This window comes from Psychrobacter sp. W2-37-MNA-CIBAN-0211 (assembly GCF_040309405.1).
GTDB lineage: Bacteria > Pseudomonadota > Gammaproteobacteria > Pseudomonadales > Moraxellaceae > Psychrobacter > Psychrobacter glaciei.
The window spans coordinates 44,008-61,822 of sequence record NZ_JBEOOU010000017.1; the positions used below are offsets into that span (position 1 = coordinate 44,008).

Consider the following 17,815-nt stretch of genomic DNA (forward strand, 5'->3'; position numbering starts at 1 on the left):
TATTAGCATTTATCTGTCTTATTTATGATTAACATTGCTATCGAGTATACTGAGCACTGCCGTCTAAAAAACAGCACAGAAATGTTATGCAACCGTGACAGTAAGTGTTTAGCATAAGAAGCGTAGCGAACAGAATCAATCATTGAGCAGGTCTGAGTAGGTTAAGGTCATGACAGTTAATAAAAATATCCTAAATAAAATCAGCTTAGCCGGTGCGACTTTTGCGATGTCGTTAAAAAGTACCTTTATGATATCAGCGCTGCTGCTCATAAGTGTGCTAAGCACCAATGCCGCCCATAGCGCATGGTTTGAGCGTTTGATTCCGCAAGGTGAGACCTATACGGTACGTGAGATAGATCGTGATTTGGCATTCGTCATTGATGGTTTTATCTATGATGCGCGTACGTCTTGTTTTTTAGCCGTGGGCGATCGGGTGGTGTTTTTTGAAGGCCGTCACGGTATTGATTACCGTGCGACCATTTATGACTTGGATTCACGCGAGCGTTGTAATTTATTATTACGTGGTCGGCTATACGAATAAGAGAAACGCATGAATAAAATCAATACTAAAGAATACGATAAAAATTAAGCATAAAAAAAGCCCCAAACAGCAATGTTTGGGGCTTTTTAGAATTCTTAAACGAATGGTGGCTCGAGGCAGGTTCGAACTGCCGACACACGGATTTTCAATCCGTTGCTCTACCGACTGAGCTATCGAGCCGTCTTCGTTGAGGCGCTATTAAACTAAATATAGGCGTTACTGTCAAGTAGTTTTTGCATCATAAGCGATAAAAGATTAAAAAAAATGACTTATTTATCAAAATATCGCTTTTTAACGCTAAAACTAATCTTTGACACGCAGAAGCTCATACTCGCTCATGATACGGTGAATATCCGCATCAGCAGGGACAAACTCACGCACGCCTTTTTTCACTTCGGCATCATAAACCAGTTTAATAAACTTGGCATCGATAGCACGACCACGATTTTGGGTATGAACAGTAAGATACTGTAAGCGCTTGGCATTGGTCTGCCCATCATCAAAACAGGCAACGGCAGCGATAGGCTTGTCATTGAACATACCGACATATAGGTATTGCCCACGCTTAAAGCCTTGCTCAACGATATTTAATACCTCGAGACCATCAGGCTGCGCGTCATCGCTATCGTACAACGCTTGCAAGCGCTCTGCTAGCTCATTGTCGCGAGCAGGTTTTTTGATAAGTGGGGCATCCAAGCTATTAATGGCGATCGCTTCTAAAGGCATGGCAGTTCCTATAAACAAAGGGTTTTATAGTATAAAGTAGCAGTATGACACAGCACTATGCCATAGAGAGTAGGCTACAGAATATGATGTCTCACAGTCAGTGCGAGTCATGATTGATAATACTGAATACACTATTTTAGCAGAATGAGGTAATTTTGTGCGTGGTTTACCGCTTGACCGTGGCGGTAAATGTTAGGGTTTGCTATGATGAGGCTATATAATATTTAATACGTATAAACCCTAATGCCTTGATATCTTTTGTATATATCATTTTCTAATACATTTTTTGCTAGTGCTGATTCAGGTACTAGCAACAATGAAATAGGCGCTTTTTTGCCCTATTTATTGACCGCTTTTCACTGATAAAAAACTGATAGAGAGTAGCCATGACCGCCAATACAACGACGACCGCTGACACACCTGAGCAAACTGCACCAAAAAACCTAAATCTACATGGTCGCCCTGAACGTATCGCGACCGTTGAACGCATCACTGCTGAAACGCAAATCACTTGTACCGTCAACCTTGATGGTACGGGTCAAGGTACTGTAGATACTGGCGTACCGTTTTTGGATCATATGATTGATCAAATCAAGCGTCACGGTTTGTTTGACTTAGATATCAAATGCAACGGTGATACGTTTATTGATGATCACCATAGCGTGGAAGACACGGGTATTACGCTTGGGCAAGCCTTTAACAAAGCATTAGGCGACAAAAAAGGCATTCGTCGTTACGGGCACTTTTATGCGCCGCTAGATGAAGCATTGACTCGTGCGGTTGTCGATCTATCAGGTCGTCCAGGTTTGCATATGGATATTCCGTTTACCCGCTCGCACGTGGGTCGTTTCGATGTTGATTTGTTTAGTGAGTTTTTCTACGGCTTTGTTAACCATTCTTGGATGACGGTGCATTTAGACAATCTAAAAGGCAAAAACAGCCATCACCAAATCGAATCAACCTTCAAAGCCTTTGCTCGTGCGCTACGCATGGCCTGTGAATATGATGAGCGTGCGTTAAATACACTACCATCGACCAAAGAGGCATTTTAATGGCTAAAGTGACCAAAATTGCACTACTAGATTATGGTATGGGTAATTTGCATTCCGCCAGTAAAGCATTGTCAGTGGTCGGGGCAGACGTCTCTATCACCAACGATCCCAAAGTGGTGGCGGCAGCAGATAAGATAGTCTTCCCCGGTGTCGGTGCTATGCGTGACTGTATCGCTGGCATGCACGAGGCAGGTATTGATGACGTCATACGCCATGCAGTGTTTAACAAGCCCGTTATGGCCATCTGTGTGGGCATGCAGGCGTTGTTTGAGCAGTCATCTGAAAATGGCGGTACAGACTGTCTTAGTATCTTGAACGGCACGGTAGAAGCCTTTAACCCTACGTGGAAAGACAAACAAGGTGCTACAATTAAAGTACCGCACATGGGCTGGAACACCATTAGTGGTATGGACTTTGAGCATCCATTGTGGACGGGTATTGAGGACAATGCGCACTTTTACTTTGTGCATAGCTACTACTGCGAGCCTGCCGATAGCTCACAAGTTGCTGCTGTCTGTGATTATGGTCAGCCGTTTTGTGCCAGCGTCATCCAAGACAATCTATTTGCGACCCAATTTCACCCAGAAAAAAGTCATACCGCTGGCTTGCAGTTGTTAAAGAATTTTGTAGAGTGGGATATTTAGCAAAATATGCGTCAAATATTTAATTTAGCAGAAGGTAGGTTCGCAATGGCGTAACCTGAGCGAGGAAGAAGTAAAGCATTGCTTTGCCCTCACGCAAGAGAGTTTGCATTGTCGCAAACTCTTTTTTATTTTAAATTTATACTTAATCGGTTTTTATTTATACTCAGCTATTCTCTATCTCTTATACACGGAATAAAATCGTGGATTTTTATATCTTCAAAAATAGTGTCGTGAATGCCACAGGATTGGAAAAAGATGCTTTACATATTTATGTAGGCATCAGCGTTTATCTATTAAGTTTAATCCTGATGCGTCCAATTTTTAAGAAGTACAGCGTTAGGGCATTTATTGCTTTAATTATGGTGACAGCTATCGCCTTATTGGGTGAGTATTTGGATAATCGCCAGACGATTACCGAGCTTGGTCTCTCAGCGATAGGCAGCGCAGAGCTTAAAGCCAGCATTCATGATTTGATCAATACGTGTCTGCTCTCTTACGTACTATATGGTTTTACCGTATGGACAAAGAATTTTCAGTCAGTCAGTAAAGTTAAACCTATGATTAAACGACATCAAAAAACGGACTATTAGAGTCCGTTTATTGTTTTGCTATTTGAGTTTATGATTGCTTATTTTCTGGCTTCATCATACAACTCGCGTACCACTTCACCAAATCACTTTGATACCATGCTTTTGCGTTTGTTCGTCAAGAACAATACTCCTATAAGAATATCCACACAAATTACTTCTAAAATAGCTTTTTCCTAAGTAGGTATAGTCGGTTCAGTATAATTTGGATACAAGGAAGGCGAGTGAAAGTACTACAAGTAGTAGACTAAGCAAGCTTGACACCGTATCCAATTTATAGAGGATTGACTATAGCTATTGCAGCGGTTGTAATTTGACAGATTAAACACGCTCTCTTTACAAAGCTTACGAAATATAAAAAGTCTTAGCTATTTAACCCTTTCTCAGTTTGTTATCTTAAGATCAAAGAGTAGCGGTATCGGCGTATATTCTAAGCATATTGTCTTTAAATATCGCCTGATTAGGTATAGTCATTCCACTATAAAAGTATTACAGCGTTAACCTCGCTTGAAGTATCACATATACATCTACACTCGGTTGCCTCGTACTACTTTTAAATTGAATCGACTATATCCATCCTCCATAATTAATAATAACTAGGAAAAACTATGAATATCCAGGATTTATTAGGCAAGGCCAAAGATACTTTAGGTTTAGAGGCGCAAGAAACCGAAGCGGGGATTTTTATTCCTTCTAAATCATCACTGAAACTTGCCGCACCAAGTAAAACTAACTATGACCATACGGAGTATGACGCGCCGTACACTGGTGATAAAAAAATTCTAATGGTCTGCACCGAAGAGCAGTACATGACCATGGAAAATGGTAAAAAATTCGATACCGGCAATCATCCCGTTGAAATGATGGTACCTTTACTGCATTTTAAGCAAGCAGGTTTTAAGGTAGACGTTTTCACCCCTACAGGTGAGTCTGTGAAAGTTGAACAGTGGGCAATGCCAGACAATGATGACGACGTCAAAAAAATCTATGCTGAATATGAATCAACGCTGAATAACCCAAAAAGTATCGCTAACTTTGTTAAAAACGATATGACTGATAGTGAAGATTATGCAGCAATCTTTATTCCGGGTGGTCATGGCGCGATGTTAGGTCTGCCCGAAGACCAAAACCTCGGTGAATTGCTACGTTGGGGTCATAATAGAGATTTATTTACTTTATCTATTTGCCATGGCCCGGCGGCTTTATTAGCCGCTAATCTCGACAGTCCTAATAGGTCGGATAAGTCTGAAAGCGACTTCATCTTTAAAGGCTATAAGATGGTGGCGTTCCCCACTGGTATGGATAAGCAAATGCCAAAAATTGGCTATCTGCCCGGTACGATGCCTTGGTACTTCGGTGAAAAGTTAGAAGATTTGGGTGTCACGATTAGCAATAAGCTCGCCTCAGGACAGACGCATCAAGATAGAAAGCTGATTTCAGGTGATGGGCCATTAGCCGCTAATGAATTTGGTAAGATCAGTGCTAAAGCTTTGTTAAAAGCGCTTAGCTAAACTGCTCTTATACGGTCATAGCATAAAAAAACGGACTATTAATAAGTCCGTTTTCTGTTTTGCTATTTGAATTTATTATTTTAGCAGCTAATCTTATTTTTTAGCCTCATCATACAACTCACGTACCACTTCACCAATTGCTGCAATACCATCAGTGAGCGTCTGCTCGTCAGCCGCGATACTCATACGAATACACTCGTGTGCGTGCTTATAATCGCTGACATCAACACCAGGGAAGAAGTACTCGCTTGGCACAATAAGCGTACCTTTTTCTTTCAAAATCTCGTATAACTCGACTGTCGTAATCGGTAAGTCTTTAAACCATAACCATAAGAATATCGCGCCCTCAGGCTTATGAATCATTAGCGGGTAATCGCCCAATGCTTCTTTTAATAGCTTCACAGCGAGGGTGGCTTGCTTTTGATAAAACGGCTTAATCGCGTTATCAGATAACTGTTTGATACGATCGTTTTCTACCAGTGGTGTAGCAATCGCTGCACCCAAGCGTGTCGGCGCTAGATTGACCACGGCATTCATCGCACTGACTGCTTCGATTACTTTGGCGTCGGCCACGATAATACCCGTACGCATACCGGGCAAACCAATTTTCGACAGGCTAAAGCACAGAATCGTATTGTTATCCCACGTCAAATGCGCGTCAGAGTAGATGATATTTGGGAAGGGCATACCGTAGGCATTATCAATGATGAGAGGTATGTCATAACGTTTGGCAATCTCGGCTAGATGCGCCATTTCGTCATCGGTCAGCACATTGCCCGTTGGATTGGTCGGGCGTGAGCAGCAAATCGCGCCGATACGGCCTTCTTTTAGCGCTGGCAAGTTCTCTAATGCGTCAAAATCGACACGATATTTAAAGAAGCCTTCCTCACCATCATGAGTCACTTCATCAATATGTGGCAATACCGCTGCAAAATGCTGACCTTCGACATGCACGTCGCTATAGCCGATATACTCAGGGGTCAATGGTAGTAGAATAGATTTGTCTACAGCTCCATTCTTTTCATCAGCGAAAGCCCCGCCAAACAGATTAAACAGATAGAAAAACGCATTCTGTGAGCCATTGGTCAGGGCAATGTTTTCTGAGGTGAGGTTCCAATCGTAATGACGGTTAAAGAAGCCCACCAAGGCATCGATAAAGGCCGAGTCACCTTGCGGATTAGAGTAATTCGCCATGCTGATGATAGCGCTACTATTGGCCTCACCTGCATCATTGTCCGTGCCCAGCGCTTTATAAGTCTCCAAAAACAGCTCATTAACGGCATCAATTTTGGCAGGGTTACCACCGCCCAGCATGTTGACTGGCTGATCGCTTTTTAGCGCATCGCCCAAATCGTCCATCAATTGTGAGATGCCAGTGGGCTGGGTAAATTTTTGACCGAACTTTGAGAATTTCATAAGACTACCATGCTGTTTTGGAGGATGTTGTAAGAAGGGATTTGATTGATAAAAGTTAGGCTAGTATAGCAAATGAGGAATGTGTTTAGTGGGCAAAGAGTGGGTTTGATAATGGTTTATATAGTGATAAATATTTGAAGTTTTGCTAAGAGTAAATTTTGGCGTAGGGTGGCGCTAGACTTGTCAAATTCTCGTAGAGAATGAAGGCGAGGCGTAATCCACCGAATAAGTTAAGCTCTACTATCGTATTTAATAATCTATAATACAATTTGATGGGTTTACGCTATCGCTAACCCACTCTACGCTTGCTATACTGGAGCACATACATTTTCTTACACTATGAATAAAATAATGCTCAGCCTCCCATCTCCTAAGTTGAATAAAAAAGAGCAGACTAATGGTACAGCGCTGTACCCTTATTACGCTGGCTTTTCATATGATTTCGTTGACGTTTCAATCCAAATGTTTAAAAAAGATAATATGCTAATTTTGGATCCATGGACAGGTACAGGTTTAACCAATAGAGTGGCTCAAGGATTGGGCATCTCGTCTATAGGTTTAGACATAAACCCAGCAATGGCAACTGTTGCTAAAGCTAATTTGATAATTGGTAACTATTCACTATCTATAAAACCAATCTGTTCAGAAATTATTAGCAAAGTTAAGAGGAAAAGAGTAGCTGATTTTTACAGCGAGACTGATCCTTTACTCCAGTGGTTTGATGATGAAAGCGTAAAAAACCTACGTATATTGGACTATTCAATATATAAACTCTTAGTTGATGAAAAACTGAGAGAAGAACTTACTATCGACATCACTAAACTTTCAGATATAGCTAGTTTCTTTTATATAGTACTTTTCAAAATTACAAAATCTTTGATAAAGCAGACTTATCCAACATCAAACCCTTCATGGATCAAAACCCCAAAAAGTAGTGATAAAAAAATAAATCTCAAGAAAAGCGATCTATTAGATTTATTTAGTGATGTAGTTGGAAGGCAAGTTCTTTTAGTGAGCCAATATAAAGACATACAACATAATACTACGACTGAAGTTAGAGTGTGCGACTCTCAAAATATTTCAATAGACTCTAGTCAGGTAGATTTAATAGTTACATCTCCTCCTTATTGTACTAGGATAGACTACGCTGTTCTTACTAAGCCTGAGTTGGCTGTTTTAGGTTTTGAAAGCACGTACTTTAAGAAGCTTAGAAAAGAAATGATAGGAACTACAGCTATTGATGACTCAAGCCATGATATGAGTTTTGGCTGGGGCGAGTCCTGCCATCATTTTTTGAAGCAAATGTCAGAGCATGCTTCTGTTGCTTCTAAATCTTACTATTTAAAAAACCATATTCAGTATTTTGCTAGTATGGAAAAATCAATTAAAGAAATAAATAGAGTGTTGAAAGCTGATGGTGATGCGATACTTGTAGTTCAGGACTCTTACTATAAAGACCTTCATAATGACTTACCTTTGTTTATTGCAGAAATGGCGACTAATATAGGTTTGAAGTTAGAAGAGAGAGTTGATTTTAAAGCTCGTTCGCTTTCCAATATTAATAGTAAGTCACTAAACTATAGAAGTATAAAGCCTATATACGAATCGGTATTGCATTTTAAGAAATAAGGAAAGTTATGAGCAATGATTTAGTAAAAATAATTGAATCTAATCTTAGAGGTATCCATACCTCACAGTATGATTTGTCATTTAATGAACTTGCAGATATGTATGAAAGTGGTGAACTAACAATTAACCCAGACTTTCAACGTTTATTTAGATGGTCTAATGCAAAACAATCACGCTTCATAGAGTCTCTCATACTTGAAATGCCCATACCTCCTATATATGTTACTGAGACCGCTGAAAAGCAGTACGATCTAATTGATGGTCTTCAGCGTATATCTAGTTATTTACACTTTCGCGGAACATTACGAAATGCTGAGCATCTCGATATTGGATTTGGTGATAAATTAGAACTCACAGACTGCGATATAATAAGTGAATTGGACGGAATAACATTCGATGATCTACCTAGTTCTTTACAAATAAGAGTTAAACGTAGCTTTATAAGAATGCAGATTATAAAAAAAGATAGCGATCCAATGTTTCGTTACCATATGTTTAAAAGATTAAATACAGGAGGAGAAATTCTAGAAGAGCAGGAAGTTAGAAATTGCACAATTAGAATTTTAGATACGGCTTTTCCAGATTTTCTGAAAAAATTATCTAGCGAACAATCTTTTAAAAGTGTAACAGATAATGTGTCGGATTTAAAATCAAGAAATGCTTATACAGAAGAACTAATTTTAAAGTTTTTTGCATTTAAAAATAATAGCGACAACTATGTAAAGAATATAGGTGATTTTTTAGACGATTACATGGAAAGTGTGGCCTTACCTAAAGAAGAGGAAAATCATGTCACTTTCAATTACAACGAAGAAGAAATAGTATTTAGAAAAGTTTTTAAGATTTTGAGTTTATCTATGGGAGAGCAAGCATTCTCTTCGAATAATAAAGCTCAAGATGGTTTGCAAAATAACTTTAGAAGTTATCATTATGAGGTTTTTCCTCAGGCTCTCATTCCATTAATTGATGTGATTGATGCTGATAATAATGAGCATATCAGGCTTGTTAGAGAAGTAATAACAGAAATAAAGCTAGACCCAAATTTTATTTCAATGACTACTGGCGGCGGTAAAAACACTAAAAATGCATTAGACCAGCGTATTGCATTTGCTAGTAATAAATTATCTAACATAGAGTTTAAAAATGATTAATTTAAACGAAGTGTTAACTGAAATAGAAGAGGATTTAGCTTGGCGAGAGGACGAGTTAAGACATTTCGAAAACCGTATCTCGTCAGATGCAAATATAGATATACAAGAGAAAACAATTGAAACTAAACCCCTAGTTTTATTTCTTTACGCACATTTTGAAGGACATGCTAAATTAATGTTTACTGTTTATGTAAATGCATTAAATAGCTGTAATCTTAGCTGTAAAAGTGTATCGTTCCCCTTGATCGCAAGTGGTTTGCATTCGGAATTTGGTGCATTAAAAAACCTTGATAAAAAAAATCCTTTTTTCCCAAAGGAATATGAACCTATGTTCAAAGAATTAGGACGTAGGGTAGAGTTTTTTGAAAATCTAGAACAAATTTTAACTACCTCTTTGAAGTTGAATGTTGATAATATAGTTGATACTGAGTCTAATCTGAAACCAGATGTACTCAAAAAAATATTTTTCAGATTAGGGTTTGATACAGAAAATATTGACGATAGAGATTTTGCCAAAATTAATAGGTTACTTCAATTAAGAAATAATTTCGCTCATGGAAGCCATTTCGAAGGTATATCATATAATGAGTATCAAGAGATAAAGACTATTATTTGGAAAGTACTTAGAGAGATCAAGAATTTAGTTATAGATTATACAAGTAACAATAAATTTCACCGCCAACATAATCTCTCTTTAACTGCGTAGCTTTAGCCTCACCCTATATCATCGCCCTTACCCGTGCCATAATCCCACGTCCAATCACCAATCTCACATAAATAATGGCAATGGCAAACAGCAAGACGACTAACGCTGAGCCGCCAATAGCCAGACTCATCCACGGCACGCTAAATTGTAGATTAAACCATTGCGTGATGGCAGCCCATGCGCCAACGCTGGCGATGACAACGGCAAAGGTCGCTGCACTAATACCAAGCACACCTAGCTCTAAAATATTGAGCATATATAGATCGCGCTTTTGCATACCGAGCAGTCTAAATGACGCGCTGTCCTTCATACGATCTTGCGAGGTAGACAGTAGCGAGCTGATCAGCACCATGACCCCAGTGAGCAGGGCAAGCAAGGTGAACACATAGACCAAGCGGCTCATTTGTACCACCAGCTCTTGGATTTGCTTCGCAATAGCAGTACCATCAATCGTAGTGACAGCAGGGAACTCGCGTACCAGTTTGCCTTGTAGTTCTGGAATCGCCTTTTCTGGTACGTGGGCAGTAGCAAACTGAATCTGCGGTGCAGCGGACAGCACAGACGGCTCAAATAAGAAATAGAAATACGGGCTTGGGCCACGCTCATAGCGTGTACGAATACTGGTAATCTGCCCGACGATTTCGATCCCTTGAATGTTAAAGCGAACCTGATCGCCCATACCGACATTGAGCATACTGGCGGCTGTGTCCAATATAGACAAGGGTTTGACTTGCTCATCTGTCGCATCGATAGGGGTGTATAGCGCGTCATCTGTGAGTGATTCAGTGATGTATTCGGTCTCCATGACCGTATCTGCGTAGCTCAAGTTAAAGACACGCGTGGGATCATCAAACCCATCGGCAGGCACGATATCTTTTGCCACCACCTCATTGGCCGTCTCCACACGCGCACGAATGACCGGATAATAAGTGACGGGCGCCTCAATGATCGCATCAATATCGTCGTGTTGATCGATCTGCACATCGAGCAAAAACAGATTAGGCGCGTCTTCAGGATAGGCATTGATAAACTGCGCATTGATACTGTGATTGAGTGTCGTGATAAGCGTCAGCACTGCCACCGATAGTGATAAGGTGACAAAGAACAAGGCTGATTGGTTACCTTTACGCGCAAGGTTATGAATGGCGATACGCTGCATCCAGCTGATCTTGGTTTTCGTCGCCACCTTGGCAAGTAACCACAGCCACCCACGAGCCAATAGCCAAAATATCGCCACTAGAGCAATCAAGCCGCCCAATAGCTGTGCGCCTAATGACAGTGAGCCCACTTCATAAGCAAAGAAAGCATACAGCCCTGCCAGTACCACGCCATACCATAGTAGCGGCACGCGTCGATACCAAGGCAAGTTTTGCGTCTGCGTGCTCGCACCTTGACTAAGTAGGGTAGCGGGCTTGGTGGTGCTCAGCGTACTCAAACCACGCTGAGCGATCAGTAGTGTCAGGACTAAGGCAATCACAATGGTCTTGATGGCGCTGATTGGATTGATGGCTAGGCCAACGTCAGCAGGTAAGATGGCCACCATATACGGCTGACCGATTTTGAGTAAGCCCAGACTAAGCGCAATCGCTGCGATACAAGCGATGGCGGTCGTGATGATGAGCAATTGATAGTAGCTACGTTTGAGTGAACCAAGCGGCTCGCCTAGCGCCAAACGAATGGCATTATTAGACTGCTGCTTACTGACAAACGCGCTAATAACACCATACATGGCAACCGCAGATAATAGCAACACCGCGATGACTAGCAGTTTTAAAAACATCAGTACATTGTCAGAGATACGCGAGACCGAAGTATCTGCAGACTCTGCATCAGAGAGCTCGATATCAGGATAATTGGTTAGTATGTCTGTGAGCTTGTTACGCTGCGTGGTTATCAGCTCTGGATCGCCTGCCATCTCAATGCGGTAGTTTATTCGGCTACGTTGACCCAATAGGTTGGTTGCTGCAAGCGAGTCTTGATGCATCAATACACGACCACCGAACCCAAATGTGGTCAGCGGTCTATCAGGTTCTTTTGTCAGTACATCACCGATCGTGAATTGCGCATCGCCAATGGTGATACGGTCACCGACATTGGCCTGTAGGCTACTGAGTACTTCTGGTGCGACGATGACACTGTCAGACGTCAGCTGCTCCCACAGCGGTTTTCCTGAGGCAAGCTCCGCCGTACCGTATAAGGGATACGACGGCGAGACCGCTTTGACGCTGGCAAGCAAGGTTTGTTCATCATTGACCAGCATGGCGCTAAATTGATAGTCATACACCGTCTGGGTATCAGCGAGAGTTTCTACCTGCGTCAATACTTCGCTGGGCCAGTCTTGCTTACTGTTTAGGATTAGATCCCCACCAACGAGCGCGCGCTGATTGTCATTGATGTAGCTATCGACAGACTGCTGTACAGAGTCGAGGGTCAGGTAAGTTGCAAGCGATAGAGTTAGCGTCAGTAGAAATAACACGGGATATACCCAGCGCTGCCACCAGCTACGGCTGAGTGCTTGCGAGCCTAGTGTTTGAAAACCTAAGGTACGGGCAAATAATTGATTTAAGATGCCGCTAGGATAACTGGACTCTTGACGCATACTGGTATCAGTTTTTTTTGTATCAGTCGATTTATTGTCTGTGGGCTTACTATTCATTAAGATACAATCCAGTTATTCATGTAGGTACAATGTGGCCGTCATGCATGGTGATGACGCGATCTGCCATCTCGGCAAGCGCAGGATCATGGGTCACGACCACCAGTGCCGAACCGACTTGCTGTCTTAAGTCTAATAATAGTTGCATAACTTGATCGGCATTTTGCTCATCTAAATTGCCTGTAGGTTCATCCGCAAACACAATCTTTGGGTGCGATACCAGCGCTCGTGCCACTGCTGTACGTTGTTGCTCACCGCCTGATAATTGGTTGGGTAAGCTATTACGTCTATGCCCTAAATCGACCGCGTCAATGAGCTCATCTACTCTCGCTTGATTTGGACGCCTTGCAATATCGAGTGGAAAGGCGATGTTTTCGGCGACGGTCAGTGTTGGCAGTAGATGAAACGACTGAAAGACAAAACCCATGTCCTGTTGACGAATGACTGCCAGAGCATCTTCGTCAAGACTGCTAAGCATTTGACCTGCTAGCGACACCGTACCGCTATCGGGATAGTCTAATGCTGCGAGTAACCCTAGCAGAGTAGATTTTCCCGAGCCTGATTTGCCCATGATGACCACAAACTCGCCAGCGTTGACATACATATCTACGTCTTTAATGATGGACAGCTTTTGCTCACCGACTTGCACGGTTTTATTGAGTTTATTAGCGGTGAGTAGGGCTTCTTTTTTAGAATCGGCTTGTGGCATTGACGTGGCAATCGAAGGTGATGATGTCATTACAGTGTCTCGTTAAGTAGTCTCATTTGTCGTATTTTTTGTCATAAGTCAGGTCAATATGAAAAGAGTCAGCGTGACTGATATAATTTTTTTGTCGCCTCTGTCTGCACAGCAAGCAAGAAAAATTTTTACCAGTCACGCCTCATGATGTCGTATATCTATTTTATTTCGTATCGACTATATCGTTTTGAACCGTCTCAGTTGTACTGTCCGCATTGGCTGTTTTTAGTGCTTCCAGTTTGGGCGCTAAGATAGGCAAAATATTGTCATTGACGATAATTTTGTAGCCATCTTTAGTCGGATGAATCGCATCCGCTTGATTGAGTTCAGGATCACCGCCGACACCCTCTAAAAAGAACGGAATAAGCGTCAGGTTCATATCTTTAGCAATACGAGGATAAATGGCTGAAAACGAGGCGACGTAGTCACTGCCTAGATTGTCATAGATCGACATGCCGCCCAAGATGACGACACTGCCATTGTCTTGCAGATGCTTAACCGCAGTACGAATGTTGGCTTCAATTGTCGCCACATCGATACCACGTATGGCATCGTTAGCACCGATGGTCAATATCGTAATATCGGGTTTGGTTTGCGATACCCAGTCCAATCGATTGACCAACCCTGTACTGGTTTCACCGCTCAAGCCTGAATTGATAACTTTGGCGTTATCGTAACCCATCGCTTGCAGACGATCTTCCAACTGAGCAGGGTAGTTGTCATTTTTGTCCACCCCAAGACCTTCCGTTAAGGAGTCGCCAAGGGCTAGAATAGTCAGTGAGGACGAATTGACTTGTTGTGCGGCAGCACTAGCACTTGTGGTTTCTTCAACCGCTACAGGCGCATTTATAGTTGCCGTTTCAGTGGTTTGTGGCTCGTTAGTCGTTTCTGTGTCAGGAGATTTTTGACAGCCACTTAGCATCAAGCCTACTGTCAATATGCCGATACTCATCTTGTAAATAGTTGTGCTATAAACAGGTCGTTTAAGTAGGTCGAAGTTGTTATTTTTCATCATAGATACATCTCTTAATCAATCGAACCAGTGTAGCAAAATAAGAAGATAATCAATATTAGCTTAAAGTTACGGCAAGTAGATTCATTCTATCTTAAAATTTCTTGCCATCAACCATCGCTGGGCGACTCACCAGCCAAGCAATCACAACGTTGATAATCATCAAAATGAGCATGATGAATAGCGGCAAATCCCAGCTGCCAGTCGCCTCATGTAGCCAGCCTGTCCCTAATGGGCCAAAAAACGCAATCAAATAACCGACGAATTGCGCCATACCAGACAGCTCACTAGATTGGTTGGTCGTATAAGTACGTAAGGAGAACAGCATCATACTCAACGTAAAAATAGCGGAGCAGCCAATGCCCATCAGGCCTGACCACAGCCAAGCGAGTTCAGTGGATAAATAACTGATGCCTAAAATGCCAATGACATTTAACACCGCTGCAAACACCGCCAGCGCCTGAATAGGGCGGCCACGGTTTACCAGCCATGTTAGGCTCAAGATAGCGATCGGTGCCATAAACTGGAACACCGAAGCCATTTGTCCTGCTTGGACTGCGGATAGCCCTTTACTCACCCAAATAGACGGCAAGAAACTGGCAACGGTGTAAAATAATAGTGATTGCAACCCCATAAAGACCGCAATCTGCCAAGCAAAAGGGGTGCGCCACATGGATATTTCTGAATACTCGGACGTAGGTAGCACAACCGTTTGATGACTAGACGAGCCTAGACGCAAGCGTAAAAATATCCAAATAACGATGGCAAAAATACCCAATAGCGACCATCCACCCAGTGCCCATTGCCAGCCCACTTGCTCAGATAATGGCAGTACGACTCCAGCGACAATACCTGCCGTTACTGTCATCGTTAGACTAAATAGCCCCGTTATCAATGGAATATGTTTGGGCGTGCGCTGTTTAATAACAGGAGCAGCTAAGGTATTCGCAAAACCGATAGCCAAGGTCAGCAATAATGTACCAACTAAAAACCCAGACCAAGTCGGGATAACGGTACGGACAATCATCCCTACCGTTAATAATCCAATCATCGCAATGAGCGTATTCTCAAGCCCAAATCGCTTACCAATGGATGGTGCGATCAGTGCGCCCACCGCAAAGCTCAGCATGGGCACTGCCCCTAGCCAACCAATCTGCGTCTCAGAAATATTGAGTGCCTCTTGTACCACTGGCGCAATAGAGCCAAGAGCAACGATCGGTGCACGCATATTGGTGGCGAGCAAAATCATGGCGCATAAGACGAGCCAAAAAGTGAAGCGTGAGGAGGGTAGGTTGGATGAAGAGGATAGATTGGATGAGGTAGACATAGCAGCACAACGATGACAATGAAAAAGAACACGTTATAAAACAGCGCCGAAACATCGTCGCTTGTAAAATAACACCAAAGAGCATTTATCCAGACACGTACCTAGACGGCAATCGACAGCATAAATCAGAATGAGAGATCGTTGTATAGTCAGGTCAATATAAAAAAGAGACATCGTGACTGGTATAAATTTTTCGTAGCCTCTGTCTGCGTAGGCACAGCAAGCAAGAAAATTTTGTGTCAGTCACGCATCATAATGTCGGGTACCTATTTTATTTAGTATCGACTATAGAGCGTAAACCATACGAGTTTTCTAGACTGACTTTACTAAATCGGCAGGCAGGTTAGTAAATGGTATGTACGGTTGCTTCGAAACTTTATTTGAGACATTGTTTTGAAGCGTTATTTCGAGTTGCTGCTTTAGAACAGTGATAATAAGGGATGGCGATAATAAAAAACTGCATCGCACAATAAAAATAGCGCCAAGTCGCTTTTAAAGGACTTGACGCTATTATAAGAATAGAGGCGACACAAATACTACCAGCGTATGGTAACAAACATGGCTTTTAGACTGATTTGCCTAATTGAGCCGCTCTGAGCGCGTTTTCTTGGTGCTCTGCGATGATTGAGTCGCATTTATTGGGATCATTGCCACAAAACGAGCAATTTTCATCACCCATCAGTTTAGCGACACCGCCGCAAGATCCTCTAAGCGGCTTTTTTTTGACCATATAACCGATGCCCATAAACAGAAAGAACAGGACGAATACGGTAAAGGTAATAGCAAGCATGGGAAGCAATTGGCTAAGCATAGAGGAGACCTCGTTTTAAAAATGGGGCAGTTATCCATAGGGATAACCTATTAATAGTATAGCAAATTTTTATGCCGCTCGTTGATGCTTATGGTGTGCTTTACAGCATCACACTAGGGCGTGTCCTCATTTTAAAAATGAGGACACGCCCTAGAAATTTACGGTTGTTTATCTGCTCGCAAGTTTTTCATTGCCGATGTCTGTACTATTTGCCAATCATCAATACTGTCCAAAGAATCACTAGGTTTGATACCATCAGCTAATACAACAAACAGTGCGGCTAGATTTTGTTCGTTAGCGACTTTCAGTGCCTTTTTATAAGGCATGGCAGTCAGTGCTGTTGCCCATGCATCTGCCAATGCGACCGAGTCTGCAGCAACCGTAACCGAAGGGGCGCCACCCACGATAGGCTCGCCAGTGGTGGGGTCGATCGTGTGACTATAGTGCTTACCATCAAAGACGATTGAGTTTCGATAGTTTCCTGAAGTCGCTAGATGCATTTGAGTGGTAGTGTTTATAGGTTGACGAATGGCGGATATCGTTTGGCGTTCGCTGACGGTGCTGCCTTCAATAGGGGCATCAATCGCAATTTGCCACGGTTGTTGCTGGTTATTCACGCCAGAGGTCGCAATTTCGCCGCCGATCTCAACCATATAATTACGAATCTGATAATTGTCTCTAAGCACATCAGCGATGACATCGACCCCATAACCCTTGGCAACGGCAGAAAAATCTAGACCAACACCACCTTTGCTTTTATAGATCGATTTATCTTTTTTTATGATGCTTTCAAAGTCTACCAATGCTTTTGCTTGGGCAATCTCAAGTGCTGTTGGCGGGCTTTGTAGACGCTCGACAGTCATAGTGCTGCCGAATCCCCACGTATCGACCAATGGCATGACAGTAGGATCAAAAGCACCGCCAGATTGTTCATAAACGACACGTGAGACATTGAGCACGCGACTAAAATCAGCATCGATAATAATAGGGATATCTCTACCCAATTGATTAAACTTAGATATCGTTGAATCACTCTGGTAAGTCGACATACTGTCATTAATCTGCTGCAAACGCTTATCAATCGCTGCTTGTATGTCGGCTTCATCTGCATCATCGGGCAGTTGATAGCTAATATGATAACTTGTGCCCATCGTCTCACCACTCAGATAATTATAGTCTGGTGTTTGCTGGCAGGCACTAATACTTAAAGTGCCGACAAGACCAATGATGCCAAATAGGGCAAGATGCATAGTTTTTTTAGAAGATGAGCTGTATTCGGTATTATTCATAATATTTTCGGTATGGCG

16 protein-coding genes and 1 tRNA gene are annotated in these 17,815 nt (G+C 42.2%); 8 read left to right on the forward strand and 9 right to left on the reverse strand.

Features of this window, described 5'->3' with window-relative positions; genetic code table 11:
• Positions 1–169 precede the first annotated feature (169 nt).
• Positions 170–541 carry a hypothetical protein gene (locus tag AAEY72_RS13085; RefSeq protein ID WP_352310839.1) on the forward strand — a complete coding sequence of 124 codons (372 nt, stop codon included), beginning with the start codon at positions 170–172 and terminating at the stop codon, positions 539–541.
• 104 nt (positions 542–645) lie between these two features.
• On the opposite strand, the gene AAEY72_RS13090 is transcribed toward AAEY72_RS13085, so the two are convergent.
• A tRNA-Phe gene (locus AAEY72_RS13090) sits at positions 646–721 on the reverse strand.
• A gap of 123 nt (positions 722–844) precedes the next feature.
• Complete coding sequence (locus AAEY72_RS13095) at positions 845–1,267, reverse strand: hypothetical protein (protein WP_194620473.1); 423 nt, start codon at positions 1,265–1,267, stop codon at positions 845–847.
• A gap of 386 nt (positions 1,268–1,653) precedes the next feature.
• Between AAEY72_RS13095 and hisB the strand changes: the two genes are divergently transcribed.
• The 4 genes from hisB to AAEY72_RS13115 all read left to right on the forward strand — a co-directional run bounded on the left by hisB (position 1,654) and on the right by AAEY72_RS13115 (position 5,061).
• A complete protein-coding gene (gene hisB, locus AAEY72_RS13100; RefSeq protein WP_010197269.1) occupies positions 1,654–2,319 on the forward strand; it encodes an imidazoleglycerol-phosphate dehydratase HisB in 666 nt (221 codons plus the stop codon).
• Entirely contained in the window at positions 2,319–2,963 is a 645-nt protein-coding gene (hisH, locus tag AAEY72_RS13105) for an imidazole glycerol phosphate synthase subunit HisH (protein WP_352310841.1), read from the forward strand. Before hisB ends, hisH begins: the two co-directional genes overlap by 1 nt.
• Positions 2,964–3,163: 200 nt before the next feature.
• Positions 3,164–3,553: a hypothetical protein gene (locus AAEY72_RS13110; RefSeq protein ID WP_201592789.1), complete on the forward strand. Its 390-nt coding sequence runs from the start codon at positions 3,164–3,166 to the stop codon at positions 3,551–3,553.
• 605 nt (positions 3,554–4,158) lie between these two features.
• Positions 4,159–5,061, forward strand: coding sequence for a DJ-1/PfpI family protein (locus tag AAEY72_RS13115; RefSeq protein WP_352310843.1), 903 nt, complete (start codon positions 4,159–4,161; stop codon positions 5,059–5,061).
• Between the two features lie 93 nt (positions 5,062–5,154).
• Here the strand turns inward: AAEY72_RS13115 and AAEY72_RS13120 are convergent, their stop codons facing one another.
• Complete coding sequence (locus AAEY72_RS13120; protein WP_352310845.1) at positions 5,155–6,477, reverse strand: valine--pyruvate transaminase; 1,323 nt, start codon at positions 6,475–6,477, stop codon at positions 5,155–5,157.
• A gap of 351 nt (positions 6,478–6,828) precedes the next feature.
• Here AAEY72_RS13120 and AAEY72_RS13125 point away from each other — a divergent pair, with 351 nt between their 5' ends.
• The 3 genes from AAEY72_RS13125 to AAEY72_RS13135 are packed head-to-tail and all read left to right on the forward strand — an operon-like array spanning position 6,829 to position 9,963.
• Positions 6,829–8,106: a DNA methyltransferase gene (locus AAEY72_RS13125; protein WP_352310846.1), complete on the forward strand. Its 1,278-nt coding sequence runs from the start codon at positions 6,829–6,831 to the stop codon at positions 8,104–8,106.
• 8 nt (positions 8,107–8,114) lie between these two features.
• Positions 8,115–9,257 carry a DUF262 domain-containing protein gene (locus AAEY72_RS13130; protein WP_352310848.1) on the forward strand — a complete coding sequence of 381 codons (1,143 nt, stop codon included), beginning with the start codon at positions 8,115–8,117 and terminating at the stop codon, positions 9,255–9,257.
• Positions 9,250–9,963, forward strand: coding sequence for an MAE_28990/MAE_18760 family HEPN-like nuclease (locus AAEY72_RS13135; protein ID WP_352310850.1), 714 nt, complete (start codon positions 9,250–9,252; stop codon positions 9,961–9,963). The genes AAEY72_RS13130 and AAEY72_RS13135 overlap by 8 nt, the downstream gene beginning before the upstream one ends.
• A gap of 13 nt (positions 9,964–9,976) precedes the next feature.
• On the opposite strand, the gene AAEY72_RS13140 is transcribed toward AAEY72_RS13135, so the two are convergent.
• The 6 genes from AAEY72_RS13140 to AAEY72_RS13165 form a co-directional block, all read right to left on the reverse strand.
• Positions 9,977–12,619 (reverse strand): ABC transporter permease, encoded by a 2,643-nt coding sequence (locus AAEY72_RS13140; RefSeq protein WP_352310852.1) that lies wholly within the window; start codon positions 12,617–12,619, stop codon positions 9,977–9,979.
• Positions 12,620–12,638: 19 nt separating this feature from the next.
• Positions 12,639–13,358 (reverse strand): ABC transporter ATP-binding protein, encoded by a 720-nt coding sequence (locus AAEY72_RS13145; protein WP_352310853.1) that lies wholly within the window; start codon positions 13,356–13,358, stop codon positions 12,639–12,641.
• 163 nt (positions 13,359–13,521) lie between these two features.
• Entirely contained in the window at positions 13,522–14,373 is an 852-nt protein-coding gene (locus tag AAEY72_RS13150) for an arylesterase (protein WP_439294381.1), read from the reverse strand.
• Between the two features lie 91 nt (positions 14,374–14,464).
• Positions 14,465–15,697 (reverse strand): MFS transporter, encoded by a 1,233-nt coding sequence (locus AAEY72_RS13155; RefSeq protein WP_352310855.1) that lies wholly within the window; start codon positions 15,695–15,697, stop codon positions 14,465–14,467.
• Between the two features lie 565 nt (positions 15,698–16,262).
• Complete coding sequence (gene nqrM / locus AAEY72_RS13160) at positions 16,263–16,508, reverse strand: (Na+)-NQR maturation NqrM (protein ID WP_010197291.1); 246 nt, start codon at positions 16,506–16,508, stop codon at positions 16,263–16,265.
• 158 nt (positions 16,509–16,666) lie between these two features.
• The gene (locus AAEY72_RS13165; RefSeq protein ID WP_489435828.1) at positions 16,667–17,758 is read right to left on the reverse strand and encodes an FAD:protein FMN transferase; all 1,092 of its coding nucleotides are present in this window, start codon (positions 17,756–17,758) and stop codon (positions 16,667–16,669) included.
• Positions 17,759–17,815 lie beyond the last annotated feature (57 nt).